This is a genomic window from Streptomyces sp. NPDC059989 (genome assembly GCF_042736975.1).
Classification (GTDB): domain Bacteria; phylum Actinomycetota; class Actinomycetes; order Streptomycetales; family Streptomycetaceae; genus Streptomyces.
This window is the reverse complement of the sequence record NZ_JBHWUO010000050.1, coordinates 21790-43787: the sequence shown is the minus strand read 5'-3', so window position 1 is coordinate 43787 and position 21998 is coordinate 21790. Positions and strand designations below refer to the sequence as shown.

Annotated in this window: 18 protein-coding genes; 14 read left to right on the top strand and 4 right to left on the bottom strand. The window is 72.3% G+C overall.

All coding sequences use genetic code 11. The features are described from left to right. Window positions 1-175 precede the first annotated feature (175 nt). From hsaA to ACFWBN_RS31985, 5 genes are read left to right on the top strand one after another with little or no spacing between them, the layout of a single operon-like run. A complete protein-coding gene (gene hsaA / locus ACFWBN_RS32005; RefSeq protein ID WP_385182665.1) occupies window positions 176-1345 on the top strand; it encodes a 3-hydroxy-9,10-secoandrosta-1,3,5(10)-triene-9,17-dione monooxygenase oxygenase subunit in 1170 nt (389 codons plus the stop codon). Next, a complete protein-coding gene (gene hsaD / locus ACFWBN_RS32000; protein ID WP_385182662.1) occupies window positions 1342-2199 on the top strand; it encodes a 4,5:9,10-diseco-3-hydroxy-5,9,17-trioxoandrosta-1(10),2-diene-4-oate hydrolase in 858 nt (285 codons plus the stop codon). The genes hsaA and hsaD overlap by 4 nt, the downstream gene beginning before the upstream one ends. Window positions 2200-2210: 11 nt before the next feature. Next, on the top strand, window positions 2211-3116 hold the full coding sequence (locus ACFWBN_RS31995; protein WP_385182659.1) for a VOC family protein: 906 nt from the start codon (window positions 2211-2213) through the stop codon (window positions 3114-3116). Then, window positions 3104-3595, top strand: a complete 492-nt coding sequence (locus ACFWBN_RS31990; protein ID WP_385182657.1) for a flavin reductase family protein — start codon at window positions 3104-3106, stop codon at window positions 3593-3595. Before ACFWBN_RS31995 ends, ACFWBN_RS31990 begins: the two co-directional genes overlap by 13 nt. Beyond that, window positions 3592-5292, top strand: coding sequence for an FAD-dependent oxidoreductase (locus ACFWBN_RS31985; RefSeq protein WP_385182655.1), 1701 nt, complete (start codon window positions 3592-3594; stop codon window positions 5290-5292). The genes ACFWBN_RS31990 and ACFWBN_RS31985 overlap by 4 nt, the downstream gene beginning before the upstream one ends. Here ACFWBN_RS31985 and ACFWBN_RS31980 read toward each other — a convergent pair. Together ACFWBN_RS31980 and ACFWBN_RS31975 are read right to left on the bottom strand one after the other, a co-directional pair. Continuing rightward, on the bottom strand, window positions 5271-5918 hold the full coding sequence (locus tag ACFWBN_RS31980; RefSeq protein ID WP_385182652.1) for an HAD family acid phosphatase: 648 nt from the start codon (window positions 5916-5918) through the stop codon (window positions 5271-5273). The genes ACFWBN_RS31985 and ACFWBN_RS31980 overlap by 22 nt on opposite strands. Window positions 5919-6042: 124 nt before the next feature. Next, window positions 6043-6933, bottom strand: coding sequence for a hypothetical protein (locus tag ACFWBN_RS31975; RefSeq protein WP_385182649.1), 891 nt, complete (start codon window positions 6931-6933; stop codon window positions 6043-6045). An 86-nt stretch (window positions 6934-7019) separates the two neighbouring features. On the opposite strand from ACFWBN_RS31975, the gene ACFWBN_RS31970 reads away from it, so the two are divergent. From ACFWBN_RS31970 to pepN, 5 genes are all read left to right on the top strand, one after another. Next, window positions 7020-7841, top strand: a complete 822-nt coding sequence (locus ACFWBN_RS31970) for a serine protease (protein ID WP_385182647.1) — start codon at window positions 7020-7022, stop codon at window positions 7839-7841. A gap of 169 nt (window positions 7842-8010) precedes the next feature. Next, entirely contained in the window at window positions 8011-8703 is a 693-nt protein-coding gene (locus ACFWBN_RS31965; protein WP_385182644.1) for a response regulator, read from the top strand. Between the two features lie 388 nt (window positions 8704-9091). Next, a complete protein-coding gene (locus tag ACFWBN_RS31960; RefSeq protein WP_385182642.1) occupies window positions 9092-10267 on the top strand; it encodes a sensor histidine kinase in 1176 nt (391 codons plus the stop codon). Between the two features lie 89 nt (window positions 10268-10356). Next, entirely contained in the window at window positions 10357-10677 is a 321-nt protein-coding gene (locus tag ACFWBN_RS31955) for a chorismate mutase (RefSeq protein WP_385182639.1), read from the top strand. Window positions 10678-11073: 396 nt separating this feature from the next. Then, window positions 11074-13581 carry an aminopeptidase N gene (pepN, locus tag ACFWBN_RS31950; RefSeq protein ID WP_385182637.1) on the top strand — a complete coding sequence of 836 codons (2508 nt, stop codon included), beginning with the start codon at window positions 11074-11076 and terminating at the stop codon, window positions 13579-13581. A gap of 42 nt (window positions 13582-13623) precedes the next feature. Here pepN and ACFWBN_RS31945 read toward each other — a convergent pair whose 3' ends face one another. Then, complete coding sequence (locus tag ACFWBN_RS31945) at window positions 13624-14388, bottom strand: 2-phosphosulfolactate phosphatase (protein ID WP_385182634.1); 765 nt, start codon at window positions 14386-14388, stop codon at window positions 13624-13626. Between the two features lie 449 nt (window positions 14389-14837). Between ACFWBN_RS31945 and ACFWBN_RS31940 the strand changes: the two genes are divergently transcribed. Together ACFWBN_RS31940 and ACFWBN_RS31935 are read left to right on the top strand one after the other, a co-directional pair. Next, entirely contained in the window at window positions 14838-16229 is a 1392-nt protein-coding gene (locus tag ACFWBN_RS31940; protein WP_385182631.1) for a pyridoxal phosphate-dependent decarboxylase family protein, read from the top strand. Beyond that, window positions 16226-17635: a lysine N(6)-hydroxylase/L-ornithine N(5)-oxygenase family protein gene (locus ACFWBN_RS31935; protein ID WP_385182629.1), complete on the top strand. Its 1410-nt coding sequence runs from the start codon at window positions 16226-16228 to the stop codon at window positions 17633-17635. The genes ACFWBN_RS31940 and ACFWBN_RS31935 overlap by 4 nt, the downstream gene beginning before the upstream one ends. Before the next feature lie 133 nt (window positions 17636-17768). On the opposite strand, the gene ACFWBN_RS31930 is transcribed toward ACFWBN_RS31935, so the two are convergent. After that, the gene (locus ACFWBN_RS31930; protein ID WP_385182626.1) at window positions 17769-19568 is read right to left on the bottom strand and encodes a bifunctional metallophosphatase/5'-nucleotidase; all 1800 of its coding nucleotides are present in this window, start codon (window positions 19566-19568) and stop codon (window positions 17769-17771) included. Between the two features lie 126 nt (window positions 19569-19694). Between ACFWBN_RS31930 and ACFWBN_RS31925 the strand changes: the two genes are divergently transcribed. Then, entirely contained in the window at window positions 19695-20405 is a 711-nt protein-coding gene (locus tag ACFWBN_RS31925; RefSeq protein WP_385182623.1) for an SIMPL domain-containing protein, read from the top strand. A 146-nt stretch (window positions 20406-20551) separates the two neighbouring features. Beyond that, window positions 20552-21979, top strand: a complete 1428-nt coding sequence (gene pyk / locus ACFWBN_RS31920) for a pyruvate kinase (protein WP_385182621.1) — start codon at window positions 20552-20554, stop codon at window positions 21977-21979. Window positions 21980-21998 lie beyond the last annotated feature (19 nt).

Here is a 21998-nt window from a genome sequence, read left to right as displayed (position 1 = left end):
TTCATTCAGTAATACTTTGGGTAGCCAGGTGTGGGTCGGATGCGCGCCGGGCGGGGCGCGAGCCCGAGCCCCGGACCGGCTTCCCACTCAGCGGGAACGGCGCGTTCCGCGCCCGCGGCACCCGGCGTACGTTCCACGCCATCGATCCCGACGTCCGACGCAGCAAGGGGACACCATGAGCGACGAAGAGGTCCTCGCAGCGGTCCGCGCACTCGCCCCCGGCCTCCGCGAGCGCACCGCCGAGGCCGAAGCCCTGCGCAAAGTGCCCGAGGCCAGCATCAAGGAGCTGGCCGACACCGGCTTCTTCCGCCTCCTCCAGCCCAAGGCCCACGGCGGCCTCGCCGCCGACCCCGCCGTCTTCTACGCCGCCGTCAAGGAGATAGCCAAGGCCTGCGGCTCCACCGGCTGGGTCGCCTCCGTCGTCGGCGTGCACCCCTGGCACGTCGCCCTCTACGACCCCCGCGCCCAGGAAGAGGTCTGGGGCGAGGACCCCGACACCCGCATCTGCTCCTCCTACGCGCCCACCGGCAAGGTCACCCCCGTCGACGGGGGGTTCACCATCAGCGGCCGCTGGCACTTCTCCTCCGGCTGCGACCACGCCGACTGGGCCCTGCTCGGCGGACTCGTCACCGACGCCGAAGGCCGGCCCGTGGACATGCGGACCTTCCTCGTCCCCCGCTCCCAGTACCGCATCGACGAGGTCTGGGACACCGTCGGCCTGCGCGGCTCCGGCTCCAACGACATCACCCTGGACCAGGTGTTCGTCCCCGAGCACCGCGCCCTGAGCTTCGGCCCGGTCACCGCCCTCCAGGTCCCCGGCCACCGGCTCAACCCCGAACCGCTCTACCGGCTCCCGTACGCCGCCGTCTTCACCACCACCATCTCGACCCCGATCGTCGGGATCGCCGAGGGCGCGTACGAGGACTACGTCGCCGCCACCCGCGAGCGCTTCCGCATCTCCTACGGCCAGCAGGTCGCCGAGGACCCCTTCGCGCAGGTCCGCATCGCCCGCGCCGCGAGCGACATCGACGCCTCCTGGCTCCAGCTCCGGCGCAACATCGCCGAGCTGTACGCCCTCGCCGAACGCGGCGAGGAGCTGCCGACACCCCTGCGCACCCGGGCCCGCCGCGACCAGGTCCTGGCCACCGAGCGCTGCGTCGCCGCCGTCGACCTCCTCATGGAGAACGCGGGCGGCAGCGCCCTGCGCACCGGCCCCAACCCCGTCCAGAGGGCCTGGCGCGACGTCCACACCGGGCGCGGCCACGCCGCCAACGACCCCGAGCGGGCCCTGGTCCTCTTCGGCCAGGGCGCCCTCGGCCTCGACATCCAGGACACGATGCTGTGAGCCTCACGTACGAGAACACCTCCCGGACCGCCAAGGCCGCGGGCCTGACCCTCCACTTCCACGAGGCCGGACCGGCGGACCCGCAGGCACCCGCCGTGATCATGCTGCACGGCGGCGGCCCCGGCGCCTCCGGCTGGTCCAACTTCGGCGGCAACCTGCCCCACTTCGCCGAGCACTTCCGCACCCTGCTCGTCGACCAGCCCTGCTACGGCCGCTCCGACAAACCCGAGCCCGACCGCGACTACTTCACCTACAGCGCCCGCGCGCTCGTCGCCCTCATGGACGAACTGCGCATCGAGCGCGCCCACTTCATCGGGAACTCCCTCGGCGGCGGCACCGCCACCCGCCTCGCCCTCGACCACCCCGACCGGGTCGACAAGCTCCTGCTGATGGGCCCCGGCGGGATCTCCCTCAACCTGTTCTCCGCCGACCCCACCGAAGGCATCAAGCGGCTCTTCGAGTTCAGCCTCGCGCCCGACCCCACCCGCGAGCAGATGCGCACCTTCCTCACCACCCTCGTCCACGACCCGGCGCTCGTCACCGACGCGCTCGTCGAGGAGCGCTACGCCCAGGCCACCGACCCGCAGGCCCGGCTCGGCAACGCCCGCATGGCCGCCACCTTCGCCAGGTGGCCCGAGGACACCATGCTCTGGCGCGAGGCCCACCGCATCACCCGGCCCGTGCTCCTGACCTGGGGCCGCGAGGACCGCGTCAACCCCGTCGACGGCGCCTTCCTCGCCCTGAAGGCCATCCCCGACGCCCGGCTCCACGTCTTCCCGCGCTGCGGCCACTGGGCGCAGACCGAGGCCGCCGCCGAGTTCAACCGCCTCGCCACCGCCTTCTTCCGGTACTAGGGAGCCTTCACATGGACATCCGCGCACTCGGCTACCTCCGCATCGAGACCGCCGACCTCGCCGCCTGGCGCACGTACGTCCTCGACATCCTCGGCATGGCCGAGGCCGAGGGCACCACCGACACCCTCCTCAACGTCCGGATCGACGACCGCGTCCACCGCTTCCAGTTCGTCGCCGGCAGCCAGGACCGGCTGCTCGCCGCCGGCTTCGAGGTCGCGAACTCCCGCGCGCTGGAGGACGCGGCCACCGAGCTGGAGGCCGCCGGGTTCGCCGTCAAGGAGGGCGACGCCGCCACCCTCGCCGACCGGCGCGTCCAGGGACTCGTCCACTGCGAGGACCCCAGCGGCAATCCGCTGGAGATCTACTGGGGCCAGGCCCAGGACCACAGCCCGCTCGCCGCCCCGTACGGGAACCGCTTCGTCACGGGCGGCCCCCACGGGGACCTCGGCCTCGGCCACGTCGTCCTCCCGGCCCCCGACACCGGGGCCACCCTCGACTTCTACGAGAACCTCCTCGGCTTCCAGCTGCGCGATTCGATGAGGCTGCCCCCGGTCGCGGTCCCCACCGGCGAGCCCGGCCGCGACTTCCACTGGATGCACTTCCTCAGCCCCAACCGCCGCCACCACAGCCTCGGCCTCTACCCGGGCGCGCTGCCGCCCGGCATCGTCCACTTCATGGTCGAACTGGAGCGGCTCGACGACGTCGGCTACTGCCTGGACCGCATGAACCGGGCGGGCATCCCCATCGCCTCCACCCTCGGCCGGCACTCCAACGACCACATGGTCTCCTTCTACGCGCAGGCCCCCGGCGGCTTCCAGGTCGAATACGGCTGGGACGGACTCGTCGTCGACCCCGCCACCTGGACGGCGAAGGAGATCACCGCGGACAGCTTCTGGGGCCACCAGTGGAACGGCTGATCGACCCGGCCTCGTTCCGCGAGGTGCTCGGAGCCTTCGCCTCCGGCATCACCGTCGTCGCGGCCGTCGGGGAGGACGGCAGTCCGGCGGGCCTGGCCTGCCAGTCCTTCGCCTCCCTGTCCCTGGATCCGCCGCTGGTCCTGCTGTGCGTGGGCAGGTCCTCCTCCAGCTGGCCCGCCGTCCGGGCGGCCGGCCGGTTCGGGGTCAGCATCCTCGCCGAGGAACAGCGGGAGGTGTGCCAGGCCCTCGGGCGGCGCGGCGGCGAGAAGTTCGACGGGGTCGACTGGGAGCTGTCACAGCACGGCGCCGTCCGGATCTCCGGGGCCCTCGCCACCGTCGACTGCGCCCTCGAAGAGGTCCACGAGGCCGGCGACCACTACCTGGTCACCGCCCGGGTCCTCGAACCGACCGCCCGCGACGGCGGATCGCCCCTGCTGTACTTCCGCAGCGACTACGCCACCGGAGCCTTCGCATCGTGACATCCGACAACGCGCCCGAGTACGGGTTCGAGTACGAGTACGACGTGGTCGTGGTGGGGTCCGGCGCGGCCGGCCTCGCCGCGGCCGTCACCGCCCGCCTGCGCGGCCTGACCGCCCTCGTCGTGGAGAAGACCGACAAGTACGGCGGCTCCACCGCCCTGTCCGGCGGGGCCATCTGGGTCCCCGGCAACTTCCACCTCGACCGGGCGGGCCTCGCCGACACCTACGACAAGGCCCGCGCCTACCTCGACGCCACCGTCGGCGACCGTGTCCCGGCCGCCCGCAAGGACGCGTACCTCTCCCACGGGCCGCGCATGGTCCGCGAGTTCCACGACCGCACCGAGATCCGCTTCATGTACACCCCCGGCTACGCGGACTACTTCCCCGAGGCCCAGGGCGGCATGGCCCAGGGCCGCTCCGTCGAGCCGTGCATCGTGGACTTCAACCGCCTGGGCGCCCTGCGCCACGGCATGCGCCGGGCGGGCCTGCCCACCTACGGGCTGACCATGACCTCGTACGACTTCCGCTTCCTGAACATGGTCGGCCGCACCTGGGCCGGCAAGAAGGCGTCCCTGAAGGTCGGGGCGCGGGCCGTCAAGGCGCTGGCCACCGGCCGCAGGCTGCTCTCCCTCGGCGAGGCGCTGATCGCCCGGATGCGGCTCTCGCTGGAGCGGCTCGGCGGGGAGCTGTGGCTGTCGGCGCCGCTGACCGGGCTGGTCACGGACGCCGCGGGCCGGGTGACGGGCGTACGGGTGGAGCGGGACGGCCGCGAGGTGGCCGTACGGGCCCGGGGCGGGGTGGTCCTGGCCTCGGGCGGCTTCTCGCACGACCAGGCGCTACGGGAGAAGCACCTGCCCGCGCCCACCTCGACGGCCTGGACGCACGCCGCGGAGGGCCAGACCGGCGACGCCCTGCGGCTCGCCGGCGAACTGGGGGCCGCCACCGACCTGCTGGACAAGGTCTGGGGCGCGCCCTCGGTGTGCCCGCCGGGGGAGAAGCCGTTCTTCCTGGTCGCCGACCGCGGCATCCCGGGGATGGTGATCGTCAACGAGGCGGGGGAGCGGTACGCCAACGAGGCGCTGCCGTACCACGCGTTCGTGGACCGGATGTACGCCGCCGACCGCCCGGAGGCCCGGACGGTGCCGTCCTGGCTGATCCTCGACGCCCGCTCCAAGGCCCGCTACCTGTTCGCCGGCCTCTTCCCCGGGCAGCCCTTCCCCAAGGCGTGGCGGGAGAGCGGCTTCCTGAAGGAGGCGGACACCGTGGAGGAGCTGGCCCGGCGGATCGCAGCGCCCGGCCTGCCCGCGGCGATCCGCCGCTTCAACGGCTTCGCCGAGGCGGGCACGGACGAGGACTTCGGGCGCGGCGAGAGCGTCTACGACCGCTACTACGGGGACCCGACGCTGCCGAACCCGAACCTGGCGCCGATCGTGAAGGCCCCCTTCTACGCGGTGCCCGTGCACCCGGGGGACATCGGCACCAAGGGAGGCCTGGTCACGGACGGCGACGGCCGGGTGCTCCGCGAGGACTCCTCACCCGTCGAGGGCCTCTACGCGTCCGGCAACTGCTCGGCGGCGGTGATGGGGGAGACCTACCCCGGGCCGGGCGCGACGATCGGCCCGGCCATGGCCTTCGGCTGGGCCGCGGTCAACGCCATCACCGCGGCCCTCGGCCGTCAGGACAGCTTGCCGTCGTAGTCCGGCAGCTTGACGGTGCGCTCGGCGTGGCCGCCGACCAGGTCGCTCTCGTTGTTGCCGATGTTGGCGATGATCGTGTAGCCGCGGGCCTCGATCTCGGCGCGCTTGCCCGTCTTGTAGGCGCTGACCTCGTCGAACAGGTCGGGCAGATCGCGGACGTAGAGGCCGGAGACGGGGTAGCCGACCGCCTTGAGGTTGCGCTCGGTGAGGGAGTGGATGATCCCGGGGCGGGCGGTGACGAAGAAGATCGCCACCCCGCGGTCGTTCGCGTACCGGGTCAGCTCGCGGACCTTGGAGATCGCGGGGGTCGGGAAGGTCCAGAACCAGTGGAAGTCCGTCTCCAGCGAGCTGTTGTCGATGTCGAGGACGATCGCCGGCTTCTCACCGGCCGGGGCGGCGGCGATGCGCTGCTCGATGGCGGGACGCGCGGCGTCGATGACGGCGGCGACATCGCGCTGCCAGGTGGCGTAGTCGATGCCGAGGATCGCAGCGTTTCCGCCAGGCGCGGACGCGGTGACGGACGCCGGGGCGGCCGGGGCCGCCTGGGCGGCGGTGGCCGGAACCAGGGTCAGGACGGCGGCCGCTGCGGCCACCGCGGCGGCGGTGGCGGTACGGGTGCTGCGCATGGGGGGACGCTCCTCGATCACGCGTTGACATGTACGTGATCAGAGTTGGCGAGATCCGCACCGTTGTCTACCGGCCGGTAGGAAACTTTTTGTGGCCACCCGGTGAACCCCCCGCCCCGCGGCGCTACGTATCGCAGTCCAGGACCGTGCGGCACAGCCCGCACCGCACCCTCAGCCGCCCGCGCACCGGCACCCGCAGCCGCTGCTCGCACACCGGGCAGGGGAAGCTCACCCGCAGGCCGTCGTCGAGGCGTTCGAAGCGGTACGCCGCCCCCCGCCCCGAAGCGGCCCCGGCCCGGCGGTCCTTGGCGTAGCGCAGCCGCGCCACCGGGCCCGCGGCGGCGAGCGGAGGCCGGCGCAGATCCCGCTCGGCCATGGCGCGGCCGCGCGCGTAGGCCTCGTACGCCTGCGGGCTGGTGAACCAGGCGGAGAGGTCCTCGCCGGTCAGCCGGGCGCGCCGGGCGAGGACGTACCCGAACTCCTCGGGGGTGAGGTAGCCGAGCTTCTGGTGGGTCAGCGCGTCCTCGCGGTACGCGTCGAGCAGCAGCCAGCCGACGCCGAGGTGGGCGGCGGCGGTGTCGGTGAGGATCTCGTTCTTCGCGGTGGCGGGAAAGGAGAGGTCCAGGCGGTGCAGCAGGACGTGGGTGACCTCGTGGGCGAGGGCCGCCGCCAGATCGCGCCGGTGGACGCGGAAGCGGTCGTTGACCTCGATGAAGTACTCGGGCCCCGCCGCCAGTTCCACGGTCGCCGCCTCCTCCATCGGCCGGAAGCTCACCACCATGCGCGCGTCGGGCAGCCGCAGCGCGCGCACCACCGCCGAGGCCACCCGCTGGGCTCCCAGGTGCAGGTCGTCCTCGGCCGTGAAGGCGGCGTCCGCGGGGGCGAGGCTGCCGGCGTAGGCGCGGACCCCGTCGGCGGACAGGCGCCGGAACAGCGCGGCGATCGAGGCGCGCACGGTCTCCAGGTGCGGAAATCCGTGCTCGATCGGGCTGCCGGGCCCGCTGTTCTCCGTCATGCCGCCCCCAGGGCCGGAAGTTGTCCGAAAACGCGTTCTTGATGCCCGCCATACATCGGATGTGTCATGGACGTGTCATTCACCCGATGACGCGCACGGCCCAACCCCCCACGAAAGGCAGTGTGTTGACTGTGACCACCCTTGCCCGCTTCGCGAAGCGCACCCTGGCAGCCGGCGCGGTCGCCCTCGCGGCCGTCAGCCTCCAGCCCGGCTCCGCCACCGCCTCCACCGCGCCCGTCGTCGGCGGCACCCGCGCCGCCCAGGGCGAGTTCCCCTTCATGGTGCGCCTCTCCATGGGCTGCGGCGGCGCCCTCTACACCCAGCAGATCGTCCTCACCGCCGCCCACTGTGTGAACGGCTCCGGCAACAACACCTCCATCACCGCCACCGCCGGAGTCGTCGACCTCAACAGCTCCAGCGCCATCAAGGTCAAGTCCACCAAGGTCCTCCAGGCCCCCGGCTACAACGGCACGGGCAAGGACTGGGCGCTGATCAAGCTCGCCAGGCCCATCAACCTCCCGACCCTCAAGATCGCCGACACCAAGGCCTACGACAACGGCACCTTCACCGTCGCCGGCTGGGGCGCCACCCGCGAGGGCGGCGGCCAGCAGCGCTACCTCATGAAGGCCACCGTCCCCTTCGTCTCCGACGCCGCCTGCAAGGCCGCGTACGGCTCCTCCCTCGTACCGAACGAGGAGATCTGCGCCGGCTTCCTCGACGAGGGCGGCGTCGACACCTGCCAGGGCGACTCCGGCGGCCCCATGTTCCGCCGCGACAACGCCGGAGCCTGGATCCAGGTCGGCATCGTCAGCTGGGGCGAAGGCTGCGCCCGGCCCGACTACCCCGGCGTCTACACCGAGGTCTCCACCTTCGCCTCCGCGATCAAGGCCGCCGCGGCGACCCTGTAGCCGAACCGCCCCGTTCTTCCGGCCGGGCGGGAACCGGCCGGAAGGACGAGGCGCCATGCCCCAAATGTACGTATCGTCGGCTGACGGGCAGCACGGCTGCGGTTGCGGGCCGCCGCACGCGCCGGTCCCATGGACAGAACGCACCGGGCGACAGTGGGGCAGGCAGGGCATGGCGATCAGAGTGGTCATCGCGGACGACCAGGAGATGGTCAGAACCGGATTCCGGATGATCCTCGAAAGCCAGCCGGACATCGAGGTCGTCGCCGACGTGGTCGACGGCGAGGCCGCACTGGCCGCCGTCGCCGAACACCGCCCGGACGTCCTCCTCCTCGACATCCGCATGCCGAAGCTCGACGGCCTGGAAGTGACCCGCCGCCTCTCCGCCACCAGGGGCACCTCGGGCACCACGGGCACCTCGGGCAACGACACACCACGCATCGTCATCGTCACCACCTTCGACCTCGACGAGTACGTCCACGCGGCGCTCCACGGCGGAGCATCCGGCTTCCTCCTGAAGGACGCCAGCCCGGCCATGCTGGTTGAAGCGGTCCGCGCGGCCGCCGTAGGCGACTCCCTGGTCTCCCCGGCCATCACCGTCCGCCTGCTGCGCGAGATGGCCCCGCGCACCCCCGCCGCCCAGGCGGCCCGCCGCCCCGTCGAACCCCTGACCGACCGGGAACGCGAGGTCGTCCGCTGCCTCGCCCGCGGCCTGACCAACGCCGAGATCGCCGGCGAGCTCTTCGTCTCCCTGTCCACGGTCAAAACCCACCTGGCCAACGTCCAGGCCAAACTCGACGCCCGCAACCGCGTCGAAATCGCCGCCTGGGCCTGGGAAAGCGGCCTGGCCGCCGCAACGGCGTGAACCTGCAGCCTCGCCTGAGGGTCCGGGCCGGGCAATTCCAGCCTCGCCTGGGGGTACCTCCCAGTGGTAGCCGGGGGAGTTTGAGGCGCGGGGTGCGGGGCGGAGCCCCGATCGGTGACCCGCACCGGACCACCCGGCCCCGCCACATCCAGCCCCGCCGGCGTTTGAGGCGCGGCGGAGCCCCAGGAGGCCGGTCCGCAGGAGCCCTGCTGCGGTGCCTCTCGCCCCACTCCGGGGCTGCGGACCGCCAAATCCAGCCCCGCCGGCGATTGAGGCGCGGGGTGCGGGGCGGAGCCCCGGGAAGCCGCGGCGCAGCCGCCCCGACGCCGCACACCCCCACCGCCACGGGAACCCGTACGCCCAGCCCCCCGCGCAGCGGGAAGACCCCATGAGCCCCCTCTCCGGCTGGGCCCGCCGCAACCCCCACACCGCCAACTGGGCCCGCCTCTGCCTCTCCCTCGTCCTCCTCGCCCTCGTCACCTTCGAGGGCGTCGTCCTGGCCCGCCGGCCCAGCCTCCCGCACGCCACCGTCTGGGTGTCCGGCATCCTCGTGTGCCTCAGCGCAGCGCCCTGGCCCCGCATCCCCCTCCTCACCCGCGCCTGGTTCGCCGCCGCCGTCACCTGGACCGCCACCCTCCTCCTCATCTTCGGCAACCACCCCATCGTCGTCTGGGGCGGCGGCGAGGCCGTGGCCCTCCTCGTCCTCCTCACCCAGGTCCTGCTGCGCGCCCCCGCCCGGACCGCCGCCGTCCTCGGCCCCCTCCTCGGCCTCGGCTGCACGGCCGTGCCCGTCCGGGACACCGACCCCGGCCGGTTCACCCTCCTCTTCTCCGTCCTGGCCGTCGTCGTCGCGGCGTACTCCCTCCTCCTGCGCCTCCAGGCCGCCCAGCGCGTGCGCGAACTGCGCGCCGTACGCACCGCCGAACGCCTGGAGCTCGCCCGCGAGCTCCACGACCTCGTCGCCCACCACGTCACCGGCATCGTCGTCGAGGCGCGCGCCGCCCGCTTCACCAAGGTCTCCGCCGAACGCGCCGGCGAGATCTTCGGCCGGATCGAGAACGCCGGCGACGAGGCCCTCGGCTCCATGCGCCGCCTCGTCACGATCCTCCGCGAGACCGACGGTCCGGGCGGCCCGGGCGGCGCCGAGACCCCCGGCGGCGGCACCAGCCCCGTCGCCGGCCTCGCCGACATCCGCGTGCTCACCGAACGCTTCTCCGTCACCGGCCCGCCCGTCGTCCTGTACGTGGAGGCGGGCCTGGAGGACCGCCTGCCCGCCCACGTCGCCGCCACCGCCCACCGCATCGTCCTGGAGGCCCTCACCAACATCGGCAAGCACGCCGCGACCGCCACCGCGGTCCGCATCGGGCTGCGCACCGTCCCCGCCGGCCTGGAGGTCCGCATCGCCGACGACGGCGGACGCCCCGCCAGACTCTCCGAGAACGCCCGCGGCGGCGGCTACGGACTGGCCGGCATGGCCGAACGCGCCGAGGCCCTCGGCGGCTCCCTCACCGCCGGCCCCGCCCCGGAAGGCGGCTGGCTGGTCACCGCGACCCTGCCCCTGTAAGGGGAGGAGGGGAGCGCCCCGGCCGGTATCCGTCTCACTGGCCGACTGGCCCGACGACCACCCGCCTGCGCCACGTATTCTCGGGAACCATGAACAACAGCGACATCGACGAGACCGACGAGGCCGTCACCGCCGAGCTCGCCCGCCTGCGGGACAGCATCGACAACATCGACGCGGCCGTGGTCCACATGCTCGCCGAGCGCTTCAAGTGCACCCAGCAGGTCGGTCACCTCAAGGCCCGGCACCACCTGCCCCCGGCCGACCCCGGCCGCGAGGCCAGCCAGATCGCCCGGCTCCGCCAGCTCGCCGAGAACGCCAAGCTCGACCCGGCCTTCGCCGAGAAGCTCCTCAACTTCATCATCGCCGAGGTCATCCGCCACCACGAGACCATCGCCGCGGGCGAGCAGTAACAGCCCCGGATCCGGCGCCGCCCAGCCCCCGCCCGCCCGGCGGGGCCAGGCCCGCCCCCAGGTCACCGCCGCGGCACTTGCGCCATGTCGACGGCCCCTGACCTCGGGCCCCCCGACCCTCGGGCCCCGCCGGGCCGGGCGGCGGCCGTGTGCGGGGGCGCGCAGGAGGGTCCCCGCAGGACGAGCGCGCAACCACCCTGAACGCCGAGACAAGGCTTGGTGCGCGAGGACGAGGAGACACTCCGGAGAGACCCCGCGCACGGCCGCCGCCCGGCACGGCCGCCGCCCGGCACGGCCGCCGCCCGGCACGGCCGCCGCCCGGCACGGCGGCTCCGGGTCCGGCACCGCCCGGGGACGGCCTACAGCCCAGCGCAGCGGTCAGGCAGCATGGGCCCCATGTCCGCAATGACGCGCAACGAAGCGCAGCTCCGAGCACAGCTCCTCGACGTCCACCACTACGCCGTCCGCCTCGACCTCACCGTCGGCGACGACACCTTCGACTCCACCACCGTCATCCGGTTCACCGCCCGCACCGCCGGAGACACCTTCCTGGAGCTGAAACCGGACGTCCTGCGCTCCGTCGCCCTCGACGGCCACCCCCTCGACCCGGCCTCCCTCGACGGCAACCGCCTCCCGCTCACCGGCCTCACCCCCGGCCCCCACGAGCTGCACATCGACGCCCGCATGCGCTACTCCCGCACCGGCGAGGGCCTGCACCGCTTCACCGACCCCGCGGACGGGGAGACGTACGTCTACACCCAGATGTTCCTGGACGACGTCCAGCGGGTCTTCCCCGCCTTCGACCAGCCCGACCTCAAGGCCGTCTTCGAGTTCACGATCACCGCCCCCGCGCACTGGAGCGTCCTCGCCAACGGCATCACCACGCGCCTCGCCGACCGGGACACGGACGGCGCCGGCATCTGGCAGTCCGCCGCCACCCCCGTCATCTCCACCTACCTCGCCGCCTTCGCCGCAGGCCCCTGGCACAGCGTCCGCACCGAGCACGCCGGACTGCCCTTCGGCATCCACTGCCGCCAGTCCCTGGCCCCCCACCTGGACGCCGACGCCGGAGAGATCCTCTCCATCACCACGGCCTGCTTCGACCGCTACCACGAGAAGTTCACCGAGCCGTACCCCTTCGACTCCTACGACCAGGCCTTCGTCCCCGAGTTCAACGCCGGCGCCATGGAGAACCCCGGCCTCGTCACCTTCCGCGACGAGTTCATCTTCCGCTCCGCCGTCACCGACACCGAACGCCAGCGCCGCGCCATGGTCATCGCGCACGAGATGGCCCACATGTGGTTCGGCGACCTCGTCACCCTCGCCTGGTTCGACGACATCTGGCTGAACGAGTCCTTCGCCGAGTACATGGGCTACCAGACCCTCACCGAAGCCACCCGCTTCACCGGCACCTGGACCGAATTCGGCATGGAGCGCAAGCCCTGGGGCTACGACGCCGACCAGCGGCCCTCCACCCACCCCGTCGCCCCCGCCCCCGAGGACGTCCCCGACACCGCCTCCGCCCTCCTCAACTTCGACGGCATCTCCTACGCCAAGGGCGCCTCCGCCCTGCGCCAGCTCGTCGCCTGGCTCGGCGAGAAGGACTTCCTCGCCGGCATCAACACCCACTTCGCCCGCCACAAGTTCGCCAACGCCTCCCTCGCCGACTTCGTGGACTCCCTCGCCGCCCACACCGAACGCGACGTCCACGCCTGGGCCGACATCTGGCTGCGCACCACCGGCATCGACACCCTCACCCCGCAGATCGAGGAGGCCCCCGAGGGCTGGACCCTCACCGTCGACCGCCGCGGCAGCCGCCCCCACCACATCGCCGTCGGCCTCTACGACCACGACCCCGTCGACGCCCACATCCTGGAACTGCGCGAACTCCTCGACCTCGACGTCCCCTCCGGCGACATCGTCTCCGCGAGCGGCCCGCGCCCCGCCCTCCTCGTCCTCAACGACGCCGACCTCACCTACGCCAAGGTCCGCCTCGACGACACCTCCGTCGCAACCGCCCTCAGCAGCCTCTCCGGCATCCCCGACCCGCTCACCCGCGCCGTCGTCTGGAACTCCCTGCGCGACATGGTCCGCGACGGAGAACTGGAGCCGGAGACCTACCTGATGACCGCCGCCGCCCACCTCCACCAGGAACGCGACCTGGCCGTCGTCCAGGGCGTCCTCGCCTTCGCCCGCCACCAGGTCGCCGTGCGCTACGTCGCTCCCGAGGAGCGGCCGGCGGCCCTGGCCACCATCACCTCCATCGCCCGCGACCTGCTGCGGCGCACCGAGGACGGCTCCGAGCCCGGCCTGCGGCTCACCGCCGTCCGCACCCTCGTCGACAGCGCCACCCAGCCCGACACCATCGCCGCCTGGCTCGCCGACGACACCGTCCCCGGCGGCCCCGAGCTCGACCCCGAACTGCGCTGGCGCATCCTGGCCCGCCTCGCCGTCCTCGGCGCCGTCGGCGAGCGGGACATCGACGCCGCCCTCGCCGCCGACCCCAGCGCCACCGGCGAGGAAGGCGCCGCCCGCTGCCGCGCCGCGCTCCCCTCGGCGGAGGCCAAGGCCGCCGCCTGGCAGCGCCTCTTCCACGACGACAGCCTCTCCAACTACCTCTTCAGCGCCACCGCCCAGGGCTTCTGGCAGCCCGAACAGGCCGACCTCGTACGGGAGTACGTGACCCGCTTCTACCCGGAGGCCGTCGCCCTCGGCGCCCGCCGCGGCCCCGCCATCGCCGAGGCCGCCGGCCGCTGGGCCTTCCCCGCCTACGCCATCGACGAGATCAACCTCCAGGCCGGACGCTCCTGCCTGGAGGACCCGGAGATCCTCCCCCTGCTCCGCCGCAAGCTCGTCGACCAGCTCGACGACCTCGCCCGCGCCCTGCGCGTCCGCACCTCCTGATCCGACCGGCGCCCGCCCCACCGAGGGGCGGGCGCCGGCGGCCTACGGGACGTCGGCGCCCTGCGCGAAGGCCCCGTCGGCGAGTACGGGCACGACCGCGCTCGCGTCGAGCTCGGCAGCGACGGCCACGTCGTCGGCGAACCCGCCCCGGGCCAGCTCGATCCCCGAGGAACAGCCGGCCACCGCCCCGGCGACATCGGCGGTCTGCGTGAAACAGCCCCGGGCGGCAGCGGCCTCGGGGGACAGGGAGCCGACGCCCTGCGAGGCCAGGGCGGCGATGACCGCCCCCGCACCCAGCAGATCCTCCAGCGCCGGCCGCAGCCCCCCGTCGGGCCACCGCTCACCGGCCGCGACCACCAGGACGGGCCGCTCCGCCGTCCCGTAACCGTGCCCGGCCAGCCACTGCCCGACCGCCTTGGCGTTGCGCAGACAGGCCGCCACCACCGTGGCATCGCCCGCCGCCGCGGAGATGGCGGATCCGTTGGGCGAGGGCAGCACGAGCCGGGGCGCATACGGGGCCCGCCGGAGCGCCGCGGGAGACAGCGACCACGGAGAGGCCGGGCTCGCGGCGCTCCGCCCTACGGCCAGCGCCGCCGACTTGCTCCGCGCGAAGGCGACCGCCGTCTCGTCCCGCCAGCCATAGGGGAAGACCCGGGTGCCCGCCTCGACGGCCACGCTCACCGCCGTCGTGAACGACAGCACGTCGACCACCACCAGGCAGCCGCCACCCGCCGCCAACTCCCTCGCACCGGCGGGCCCCCACTCGAACCGAACCCCGTGCCCCTGCTGCAAGAACCAATCGCTCATGAAGATCGAGTCTGACATCCGACCCCACCGGCGCTCCGGGTCCCCTCCGGCCCCACCGGCGTCACATCCAGCCTCGCCTGGGGGCACCTCCCAGCGGTAGCTGGGGGAGTTCGAGGCACGGGGCACATCCAGCCTCACTGGCGTTCGAGGCGCGGGCACATCCAGCCTCGCCGGCGTTTGAGGCGCGGGGTCCGGGGCGGAGCCCCGGCAGCGGCGCCGCACCCGCATGCCCCGCCCCCGCCCCCGCCCCCGCCGCCGCCCCCGCAGGGAACCGGCAGGTAGGCGATCCGGACAAACCCCGGCGGTTACCCCATTCGGGTCTGATCGTTGTACCGGCCGGGTGCCCGCACCGCCCAGCCCAGCCCAGCCCCGCACCGCACCGCCCAGCCCAGCCCCGGCGCAGCCGAAGCGCAGCCACCCAGCCCGCCCCAGCCTCCGGAGGACCCCGCATGACAGAGCCGCCCGGCACACCGCCCCCGCTCGCCGGCGGCCTCCACGGCGCCGAAGCCCTGCGGCCCCTCCTCGACACCGTCCTGGACGCCCTGCACACCGGAGCCCAGGAGCGCGGCGGGCCCATTCCGGCCGGCGGCCCCGACGCGCTCGCGGCCCGCGTCCAGGCCGCGCTGGGCGACGTACTCCCCGAAAAGGGCCACGGCGATCACGAAGCGCTCCGGACCCTCGTGCACACCCTCGCCGCCGGCGCGGCCGACCCCGCCGATCCCCTCTGCGCCGCCCACCTGCACTGCCCGCCGCTCGCCGTCGCGGCCGCCGCCGACCTCGCCGCCTCCGCCCTCAACCCCTCCCTCGACTCCTGGGACCAGGCCCCCGCCGCCGCCACCATCGAGGCCCTCCTCACCCGCACCCTCGCCGCCGAGTTCTACCCCGACGCCCCCCACCCCGACGCCCTCGTCACCACCGGCGGCACCGAAGCCAACCAGCTCGCCCTCCTCCTCGCCCGCGAACGCCACGGACCCGGCCTCACCGTCCTGCACGGCGCCAACGCCCACCACTCCATCCCGCGCTCCGCCTGGCTCCTCGGCCTCCCGCCCGCCCGCGCCCTCCCCACCCCCACCGGCACCCTCGACCCCGCCACCCTCGCCGAGGCCCTCGCCGCCACCCCCGGCCCCGTCCTCGTCACCGCCACCGCCGGCACCACCGACGCCGGACTCATCGACCCCCTCCACCGCATCGCCGACCTCTGCGACCGCTACGGCGCCGACCTCCACATCGACGCCGCATACGGCGGCCTCCTCGCCCTCAGCCCCCGCCACCGCACCACAGTCGACGGCCTCGCCCGCGCCCACTCCCTCACCGTCGACCTGCACAAACTCGGCTGGCAGCCCGTCGCCGCCGGACTCCTCGCCGTCCCCGACACCGCCCTGCTCGCCCCCCTCGCCCACCAGGCCGACTACCTCAACGCCACCGACGACACCGAAGCCGGCCTGCCCGACCTCCTCGGCCGCTCCCTGCGCACCACCCGCCGCCCCGACGCCCTCAAGATCGCCACCACCCTGCGCTCACTCGGCCGCGACGGACTAGCCCGCCTCATCGACCACACCTGCGCACTCGCCCAACACCTCGCCCGGCTCCTCGACACCCACCCCCGCTTCACACTCCACTCCCCGCCCACCCTCACCACCGTGCTCTTCCGGCCCACCCACGCCGACGACACCCAGGTCGCCACCCTGCGCCGCACCCTGCTCCACGAAGGCCGCGCCGTCCTCGGCCGCACCCACGCCGACGGCCGCCTCTGGCTCAAAGCCACCCTGCTCAACCCCCACGCCACCGCGCGGGACCTGGACACCCTCGTCACCCTCCTGGAAGGCAGCACCCACCGATGACCGCCCAGCTCGATGCACCCCACGACCTCGTCGGAATCGGCATCGGACCCTTCAACCTCTCCCTCGCCGCCCTCGCCCACGGCCTGCCGCACCTAGGAGCGGGCGAACTCGCCACCGCCTTCTACGACCAGCGCCGCGACTTCCGCTGGCACCCCGGCCTGCTCATCGACGGAGCCACCCTCCAAGTCCCCTTCCTCGCCGATCTCGTCACCCTCGCCGACCCGGCCAGCCCCTGGAGCTTCCTCAGCTACCTCAAGCACAAGGAACGGCTCTTCCCCTTCTACTTCGCCGAGCAGTTCCACATCCAGCGCGCCGAATACGACGCCTACTGCCGCTGGGTCGCCGGCCGCCTGCCCGGCCTCCACTTCGGCCACCAGGTCGACGCCGTCCGCTGGAACCCCGAACGCGACCTCTTCGAAGTCGACTTCACCGAACTCGACACCGACGGCGAAGCCGAAGCCCTCGGCCGCACCTACACCCGCCACCTCGCCCTCGGCGTCGGCACCGCCCCCTTCGTCCCCGAACCCCTGCGCCCCCTCGTCGACGCCCCCACCGTCCCCGTCGTCCACTCCGCCGACTACCTCGACAACCGCGCACGCATCATCGGCGCCGAACACGTCACCGTCATCGGATCGGGCCAATCAGGCGCCGAAGTCTTCCTCGACCTCCTGCGCGCCCGCCCCCACGGCCGCGAACGCCTCACCTGGCTCGCCCGCACCCCCTCCTTCGCCCCCATGGAGTACTCCAAGCTCGGCCTGGAACACTTCACCCCCGACTACACCCGCTACTTCCACGGCCTCCCCGAACCCGTCCGCGACAAGCTCGTCCCCGCCCAATGGCAGCTCCACAAGGGCATCGACGCCGACACCATCGCCGCCATCCACGAGGAGCTCTACCGCCGCACCCTCCACGGCGGCTGGCCCGACGCCGTCCTCACCCCCGGAGTCAGCGTCCGCACCGCCGGCCGCGTCGCCACCACCAAGGTCGAACTCCACCTCGAACACGTGGAACAGGGCACCCGCTCCCGCCTCACCACCGACGCCGTCGTCCTCGCCACCGGCTACCGCGAACGCCCCCTCACCAGCCTCCTCGCAGGCCTCGACCCCTACCTGCGCAAGGACTCCTCAGGCCGCCCCCGCATCGACGACCACTACCGGATGATCACCGACCCGGCCGTCACCGGCAGCATCTTCGTCCAGAACGGCGAACGCCACACCCACGGCGTCGGAGCCCCCGACCTCGGCCTCGCCGCCTGGCGCAGCGCCGCCATCCTCAACACCCTCACGGGCAAAGACCCCTACCCCCAGCCCGAACGCACCGCCTTCACCACCTTCGGCCTCGAACAACGCGAACACACCCGCCCCCAACCGACCGTCGACCTCCTCCCACTGGTCGAACACCCCTAGAGGGTGTCCGCCCCACCCCCGGCGCCAGGGTCGCCGCCATACCGGCCCACCTCGTGCGCACCGCCCCCTCAACCCGCAAGGGGCCGGGGCCCGCCACAGCGGACCCCGGCCCCCGTCCACACGGGTACCCCGACTAGAAGACCGGCGTACCCGCCCGGGTCAGCCGCCAGTCCACCGCCGCGAACTGCGCCGGATCCACCGTCCCCTTCGCCTTCACCCACTGGATGATCGTGTTGCGTATCTCGTCCGAATTCGCCCACAGCTGCTTCGCCTGCGGCACGTGCGGGAAGTTCCCGCCCCCCGACGCCCGGTAGTTGTTCACCGCGAGCACGAACTGCCCCGCCGGATCCACCGGCTTCCCCTGGAACGACAGCCCCGTGATCCGCGAACCGACCGGCTGCGCGATGTCGATGTCGTACGTGAACCCGTACACGGCGTCGTAGTTGTAGTCCGGAATGCTCTCGGAGTTCGTCAGCTTCGCCGGATCCACCACATCACCCGGGGCGGTCCGCACGTAGTACCGCGCCGAGTACTCCAGATAGTCCTTCAACTGCGCACCGGTCAGCAGCCGCGCCTCCAGCGTGTTCTCGAACGGGTACAGGCCCGCCGCGTCCCTGATCGTCACCTGACCCGCCGGGATCGACGCCGTCCGCGAGAAGCACGAGGCCTGCGACACCACCGGCAGCGCCGCCCACTCCGTACCCGAGAGGGCCGCCTTCACCGTCTCCGCCTGGACATGGTTGATCAGATCGATGATCGCCACGTCCTTGACCGGCCCGTCCGCCGAGGACATCGCCTGCGTCGAGGTGCCGATCACCTGGTTCACGTACGCCACGACCTTGCGGTGCTCGTCCGACAGCAGCCCCGTGATCTCCGGGTCCTCCACCGCCGTGTTCGAGTTCAGCACCTTCGCCGACACCTGCGCCACCGACCAGCGGCCCTTCGCCCACACCAGCTGGAAGTCGAACAGCGTCAGACGCTGCCCCCACTTCAGCGGCTCCGACAGCACCACGTCCTTGCCGGTCGCCTTGTTCTTCACCCGGTACTCGGGGATCTCCGTGTGCGCGTGCCCCACCAGGATCGCGTCGATCCCCGGCACCTGCTCCGCCACCAGCCCGGCCGCGTTCTCGATGTACGGCAGCTGATCCCCGTACGAGGACGTCCCGCTCGACCCCGAGTGCGCGGACACGATCACCACGTCGGCGCCCATCGAACGCAGCTTCGGCACGTACTTCGCCGCCTGCTCCTCCAGCCCCGGGAAGGTCATCTTCCCCTGGACATTGGCCTTGTCCCAGATCGCGATCCCCGGGTTCGTCAGCCCCAGCACCGCCACCTTCACATCCGGCCCGTGCGGGGTCCGCAGCCGGTGCATGCTGTACGGCGCGAACGCCGGCCGCAGCGTCTTCGCATCCAGCGCGTTCGCCCCCAGCAGCGGGAAGTCACACTGCTGCTCGAACTTGCGCAGCACCGGAATGCCGTAGTTGAACTCGTGGTTCCCCAGCGCCGCCGCGTCGTAGCCGATCGCGTTCATCGCCTGGGCCATCGGATGCACCGGACCCCGCCGCGCGGTGATCGGGTCCACCTTGGCGTAGTAGTACGAAAGCTGCGTGCCCTGGATCGTGTCACCCGCGTCGATCAGCAGCGTGTTGCACCGCCCCTTCTCCGCCCGCACCTGCTTCACCAGCGTGGAGATCTTCGCCAGACCCACGTCGTTGTGCGCCTTGTCGTCGAACTCCTTGTCCGTGAAATAGTCCCAGTTGAAGACATTCCCGTGCAGATCGGTCGTGCCCATCACCGTGAACGAGTACGTCCGCGGCTGCGGCTTCCCCGACCCGGCCTGAGCGGCGGCCGGGGTGCTCGTGGCCCCCGCCAACGCAACGGCCGCACCTGTCGCGGCCGTGGTCCCCAGAAACGCCCTACGGTCGAACGCCATGCCATCTCCCCTTGTGAGCTCAACAACGCGCGTAGATTCTGACCCATCGGTAACAAGCAGCAACACCCCGCCCGGGTTTCGATCCGATGACCGGACCGGTACGAGCGACAGTGCGAGAGTGAAACCATGACCCAGGACGCATCGCACGCATCGCACCAGCCCTACGGAACCCCCGAGGTACCCCGCGTCGCCGTCCGCGGCGAAGCCCGCATCGAAGTCGACCCCGAGATCGCCCGCATCGGCATCACCGTCAGCGCCCGCGGCACCGACCGGCGCACCGCACTCGACGACCTCACCCGCCGCAACAACACCGTCCTCGACCTCGTCAAGGGCTACGGCGACCCCGTCGAGAAACTCGAAACCGGCTCCTTCTCCATCACCCCCGAACTCACCCGCCACGGCCGCGGCGAACGCATCCGCGCCTACCACGGCCGCGTCCACATCACCGCCGAGCTCAACGACTTCACCACCCTCGGCGAACTCACCACCCGCCTCGCCGACCTCGAACTCACCGAGGTCGACGGCCCCTGGTGGGCCCTGCGCCCCACCTCGCCCGCCCACGGCGAAGCCCGCCGCCAAGCCGTACTCGAAGCCGTCCAGCGCGCCCGCGAATACGCCGAAGCACTCGGCGCCCGCCTCGCCGCCCTCGTCGAACTCGCCGACCTCGGAGCCGAGAACGCCGCCCCCTTCCAGCCCGCCCCCGGCGCCGGAATGCGCACCATGGCCTTCAGCGCCGCCGAGGACGCCGGCCCCCCGCCCCTCGACCTCGAACCACAGCGCCAGACCGTCTACGCCCAGGTGAACGCCCGCTTCACCATGACCCCTCCGCAACTCTGAAAAACTGCGGAATCGGCACCCCGGGGGTGCTCATCAGAGCACCCCCATGCACATTCAACAATTGTCAACAAGCTTTTGCCCAAAGGTTGTTGAGTGGACACCCGGAACCAATTTCCTACTGCCTGGTAGGGGAATACGCTCGCCTCATGCGCCGAGCGAAAATCGTATGTACCCTGGGCCCCGCCACCGACTCATACGACCAGATCAAAGCCCTGGTCGAAGCCGGAATGGACATCGCCCGCTTCAATCTCAGCCACGGCACCTACGCCGAACACGAAGAGCGCTACCAGCGCGTACGCAAGGCCGCCGACGAGACCGGCCGCAGCGTCGGGATCCTCGCCGACCTTCAAGGCCCGAAGATCCGCCTCGGCCGCTTCCGCGAAGGACCCGTACTCCTTGAACGCGGCGACGAGTTCACCATCACCGTCGAAGACCACGAAGGCGACCGCCACACCTGCGGCACCACCTACAAGGGCCTCGCCCAGGACGTCACCACCGGCGAACGCATCCTCGTCGACGACGGCCGCGTCACCCTCGAAGTCACCGCGGTCGACGGCCCCCGCGTCCACACCCGCGTCGTCGAAGGCGGCATGGTCTCCGACCACAAGGGCCTCAACCTCCCCGGCGTCGCCGTCTCCGTCCCCGCCCTCTCCGAAAAAGACATCGAAGACCTCCGCTGGGCCCTGCGCATCGGCGCCGACGTCATCGCCCTCTCCTTCGTCCGCAGCGGCCGCGACATCGACGACGTCCACCGCATCATGAACGAGGAAGGCCGCCGCCTCCCCGTCATCGCCAAGGTCGAAAAGCCCCAGGCCGTCGACAACATCGACGACATCGTCGCCGCCTTCGACGGCATCATGGTCGCCCGCGGCGACCTCGGCGTCGAAATGCCCCTGGAACAGGTCCCGATCGTCCAGAAGCGAGCCATCAAACTCGCCAAGCGCAACGCCAAACCCGTCATCGTCGCCACCCAGATGCTCGACTCGATGATCGACAACTCCCGGCCCACCCGCGCCGAAGCCTCCGACGTCGCCAACGCCGTCATCGACGGCACCGACGCCGTGATGCTTTCGGGTGAAACCAGCGTCGGCAAATACCCCGTCGAAACCGTCCGCACCATGTCCCGCATCGTCGAAGCCGCCGAAGAGGACATCCTCGCCAAGGGCCTCCCGCCCCTCACCGAGCGCAACAAGCCCCGCACCCAAGGCGGAGCCGTGGCCCGAGCCGCCGCCGAAATGGGCGACTTCCTCGACGCCAAATTCCTCGTCGCCTTCACCCAGAGCGGAGACACCGTCCGCCGGCTCTCCCGCTACCGCTCACCCATCCCCCTCCTCGCCTTCACCCCCGACCCCGCCACCCGCTCCCAGCTCAACCTCACCTGGGGCGTCGAAACCTTCCTCGGCCCCCACGTCGACTCCACCGACGCCATGGTCGCCCAGGTCGAAGAAGAACTCCTGCGCATCGGCCGCTGCGTCCCCGGCGACATCGTCGTCATCACCGCCGGCTCACCCCCCGGCGTCAGCGGATCCACCAACCTGGTCCGCATCCACCACATCGGCGACGCCGTCCGCTGACCACCCGCAGCCACTGCGG

Excerpts from the sequence above, each read along its gene's own strand:
- ACFWBN_RS31980 (WP_385182652.1), bottom strand. The coding sequence starts at position 5,918 with ATGCGCAGCACCCGTACCGCCACCGCCGCCGCGGTGGCCGCAGCGGCC.
- ACFWBN_RS31975 (WP_385182649.1), bottom strand. The coding sequence starts at position 6,933 with ATGACGGAGAACAGCGGGCCCGGCAGCCCGATCGAGCACGGATTTCCG.
- ACFWBN_RS31935 (WP_385182629.1), top strand. The coding sequence starts at position 16,226 with ATGACCGCCCAGCTCGATGCACCCCACGACCTCGTCGGAATCGGCATC.
- ACFWBN_RS31960 (WP_385182642.1), top strand. The coding sequence starts at position 9,092 with ATGAGCCCCCTCTCCGGCTGGGCCCGCCGCAACCCCCACACCGCCAAC.
- pyk (WP_385182621.1), top strand. The coding sequence starts at position 20,552 with ATGCGCCGAGCGAAAATCGTATGTACCCTGGGCCCCGCCACCGACTCA.
- ACFWBN_RS31930 (WP_385182626.1), bottom strand. The coding sequence starts at position 19,568 with ATGGCGTTCGACCGTAGGGCGTTTCTGGGGACCACGGCCGCGACAGGT.
- ACFWBN_RS31995 (WP_385182659.1), top strand. The coding sequence starts at position 2,211 with ATGGACATCCGCGCACTCGGCTACCTCCGCATCGAGACCGCCGACCTC.
- pepN (WP_385182637.1), top strand. The coding sequence starts at position 11,074 with ATGTCCGCAATGACGCGCAACGAAGCGCAGCTCCGAGCACAGCTCCTC.
- ACFWBN_RS31965 (WP_385182644.1), top strand. The coding sequence starts at position 8,011 with ATGGCGATCAGAGTGGTCATCGCGGACGACCAGGAGATGGTCAGAACC.
- ACFWBN_RS31945 (WP_385182634.1), bottom strand. The coding sequence starts at position 14,388 with ATGAGCGATTGGTTCTTGCAGCAGGGGCACGGGGTTCGGTTCGAGTGG.
- ACFWBN_RS31940 (WP_385182631.1), top strand. The coding sequence starts at position 14,838 with ATGACAGAGCCGCCCGGCACACCGCCCCCGCTCGCCGGCGGCCTCCAC.
- ACFWBN_RS31955 (WP_385182639.1), top strand. The coding sequence starts at position 10,357 with ATGAACAACAGCGACATCGACGAGACCGACGAGGCCGTCACCGCCGAG.
- hsaA (WP_385182665.1), top strand. The coding sequence starts at position 176 with ATGAGCGACGAAGAGGTCCTCGCAGCGGTCCGCGCACTCGCCCCCGGC.
- ACFWBN_RS31925 (WP_385182623.1), top strand. The coding sequence starts at position 19,695 with ATGACCCAGGACGCATCGCACGCATCGCACCAGCCCTACGGAACCCCC.
- ACFWBN_RS31970 (WP_385182647.1), top strand. The coding sequence starts at position 7,020 with ATGACGCGCACGGCCCAACCCCCCACGAAAGGCAGTGTGTTGACTGTG.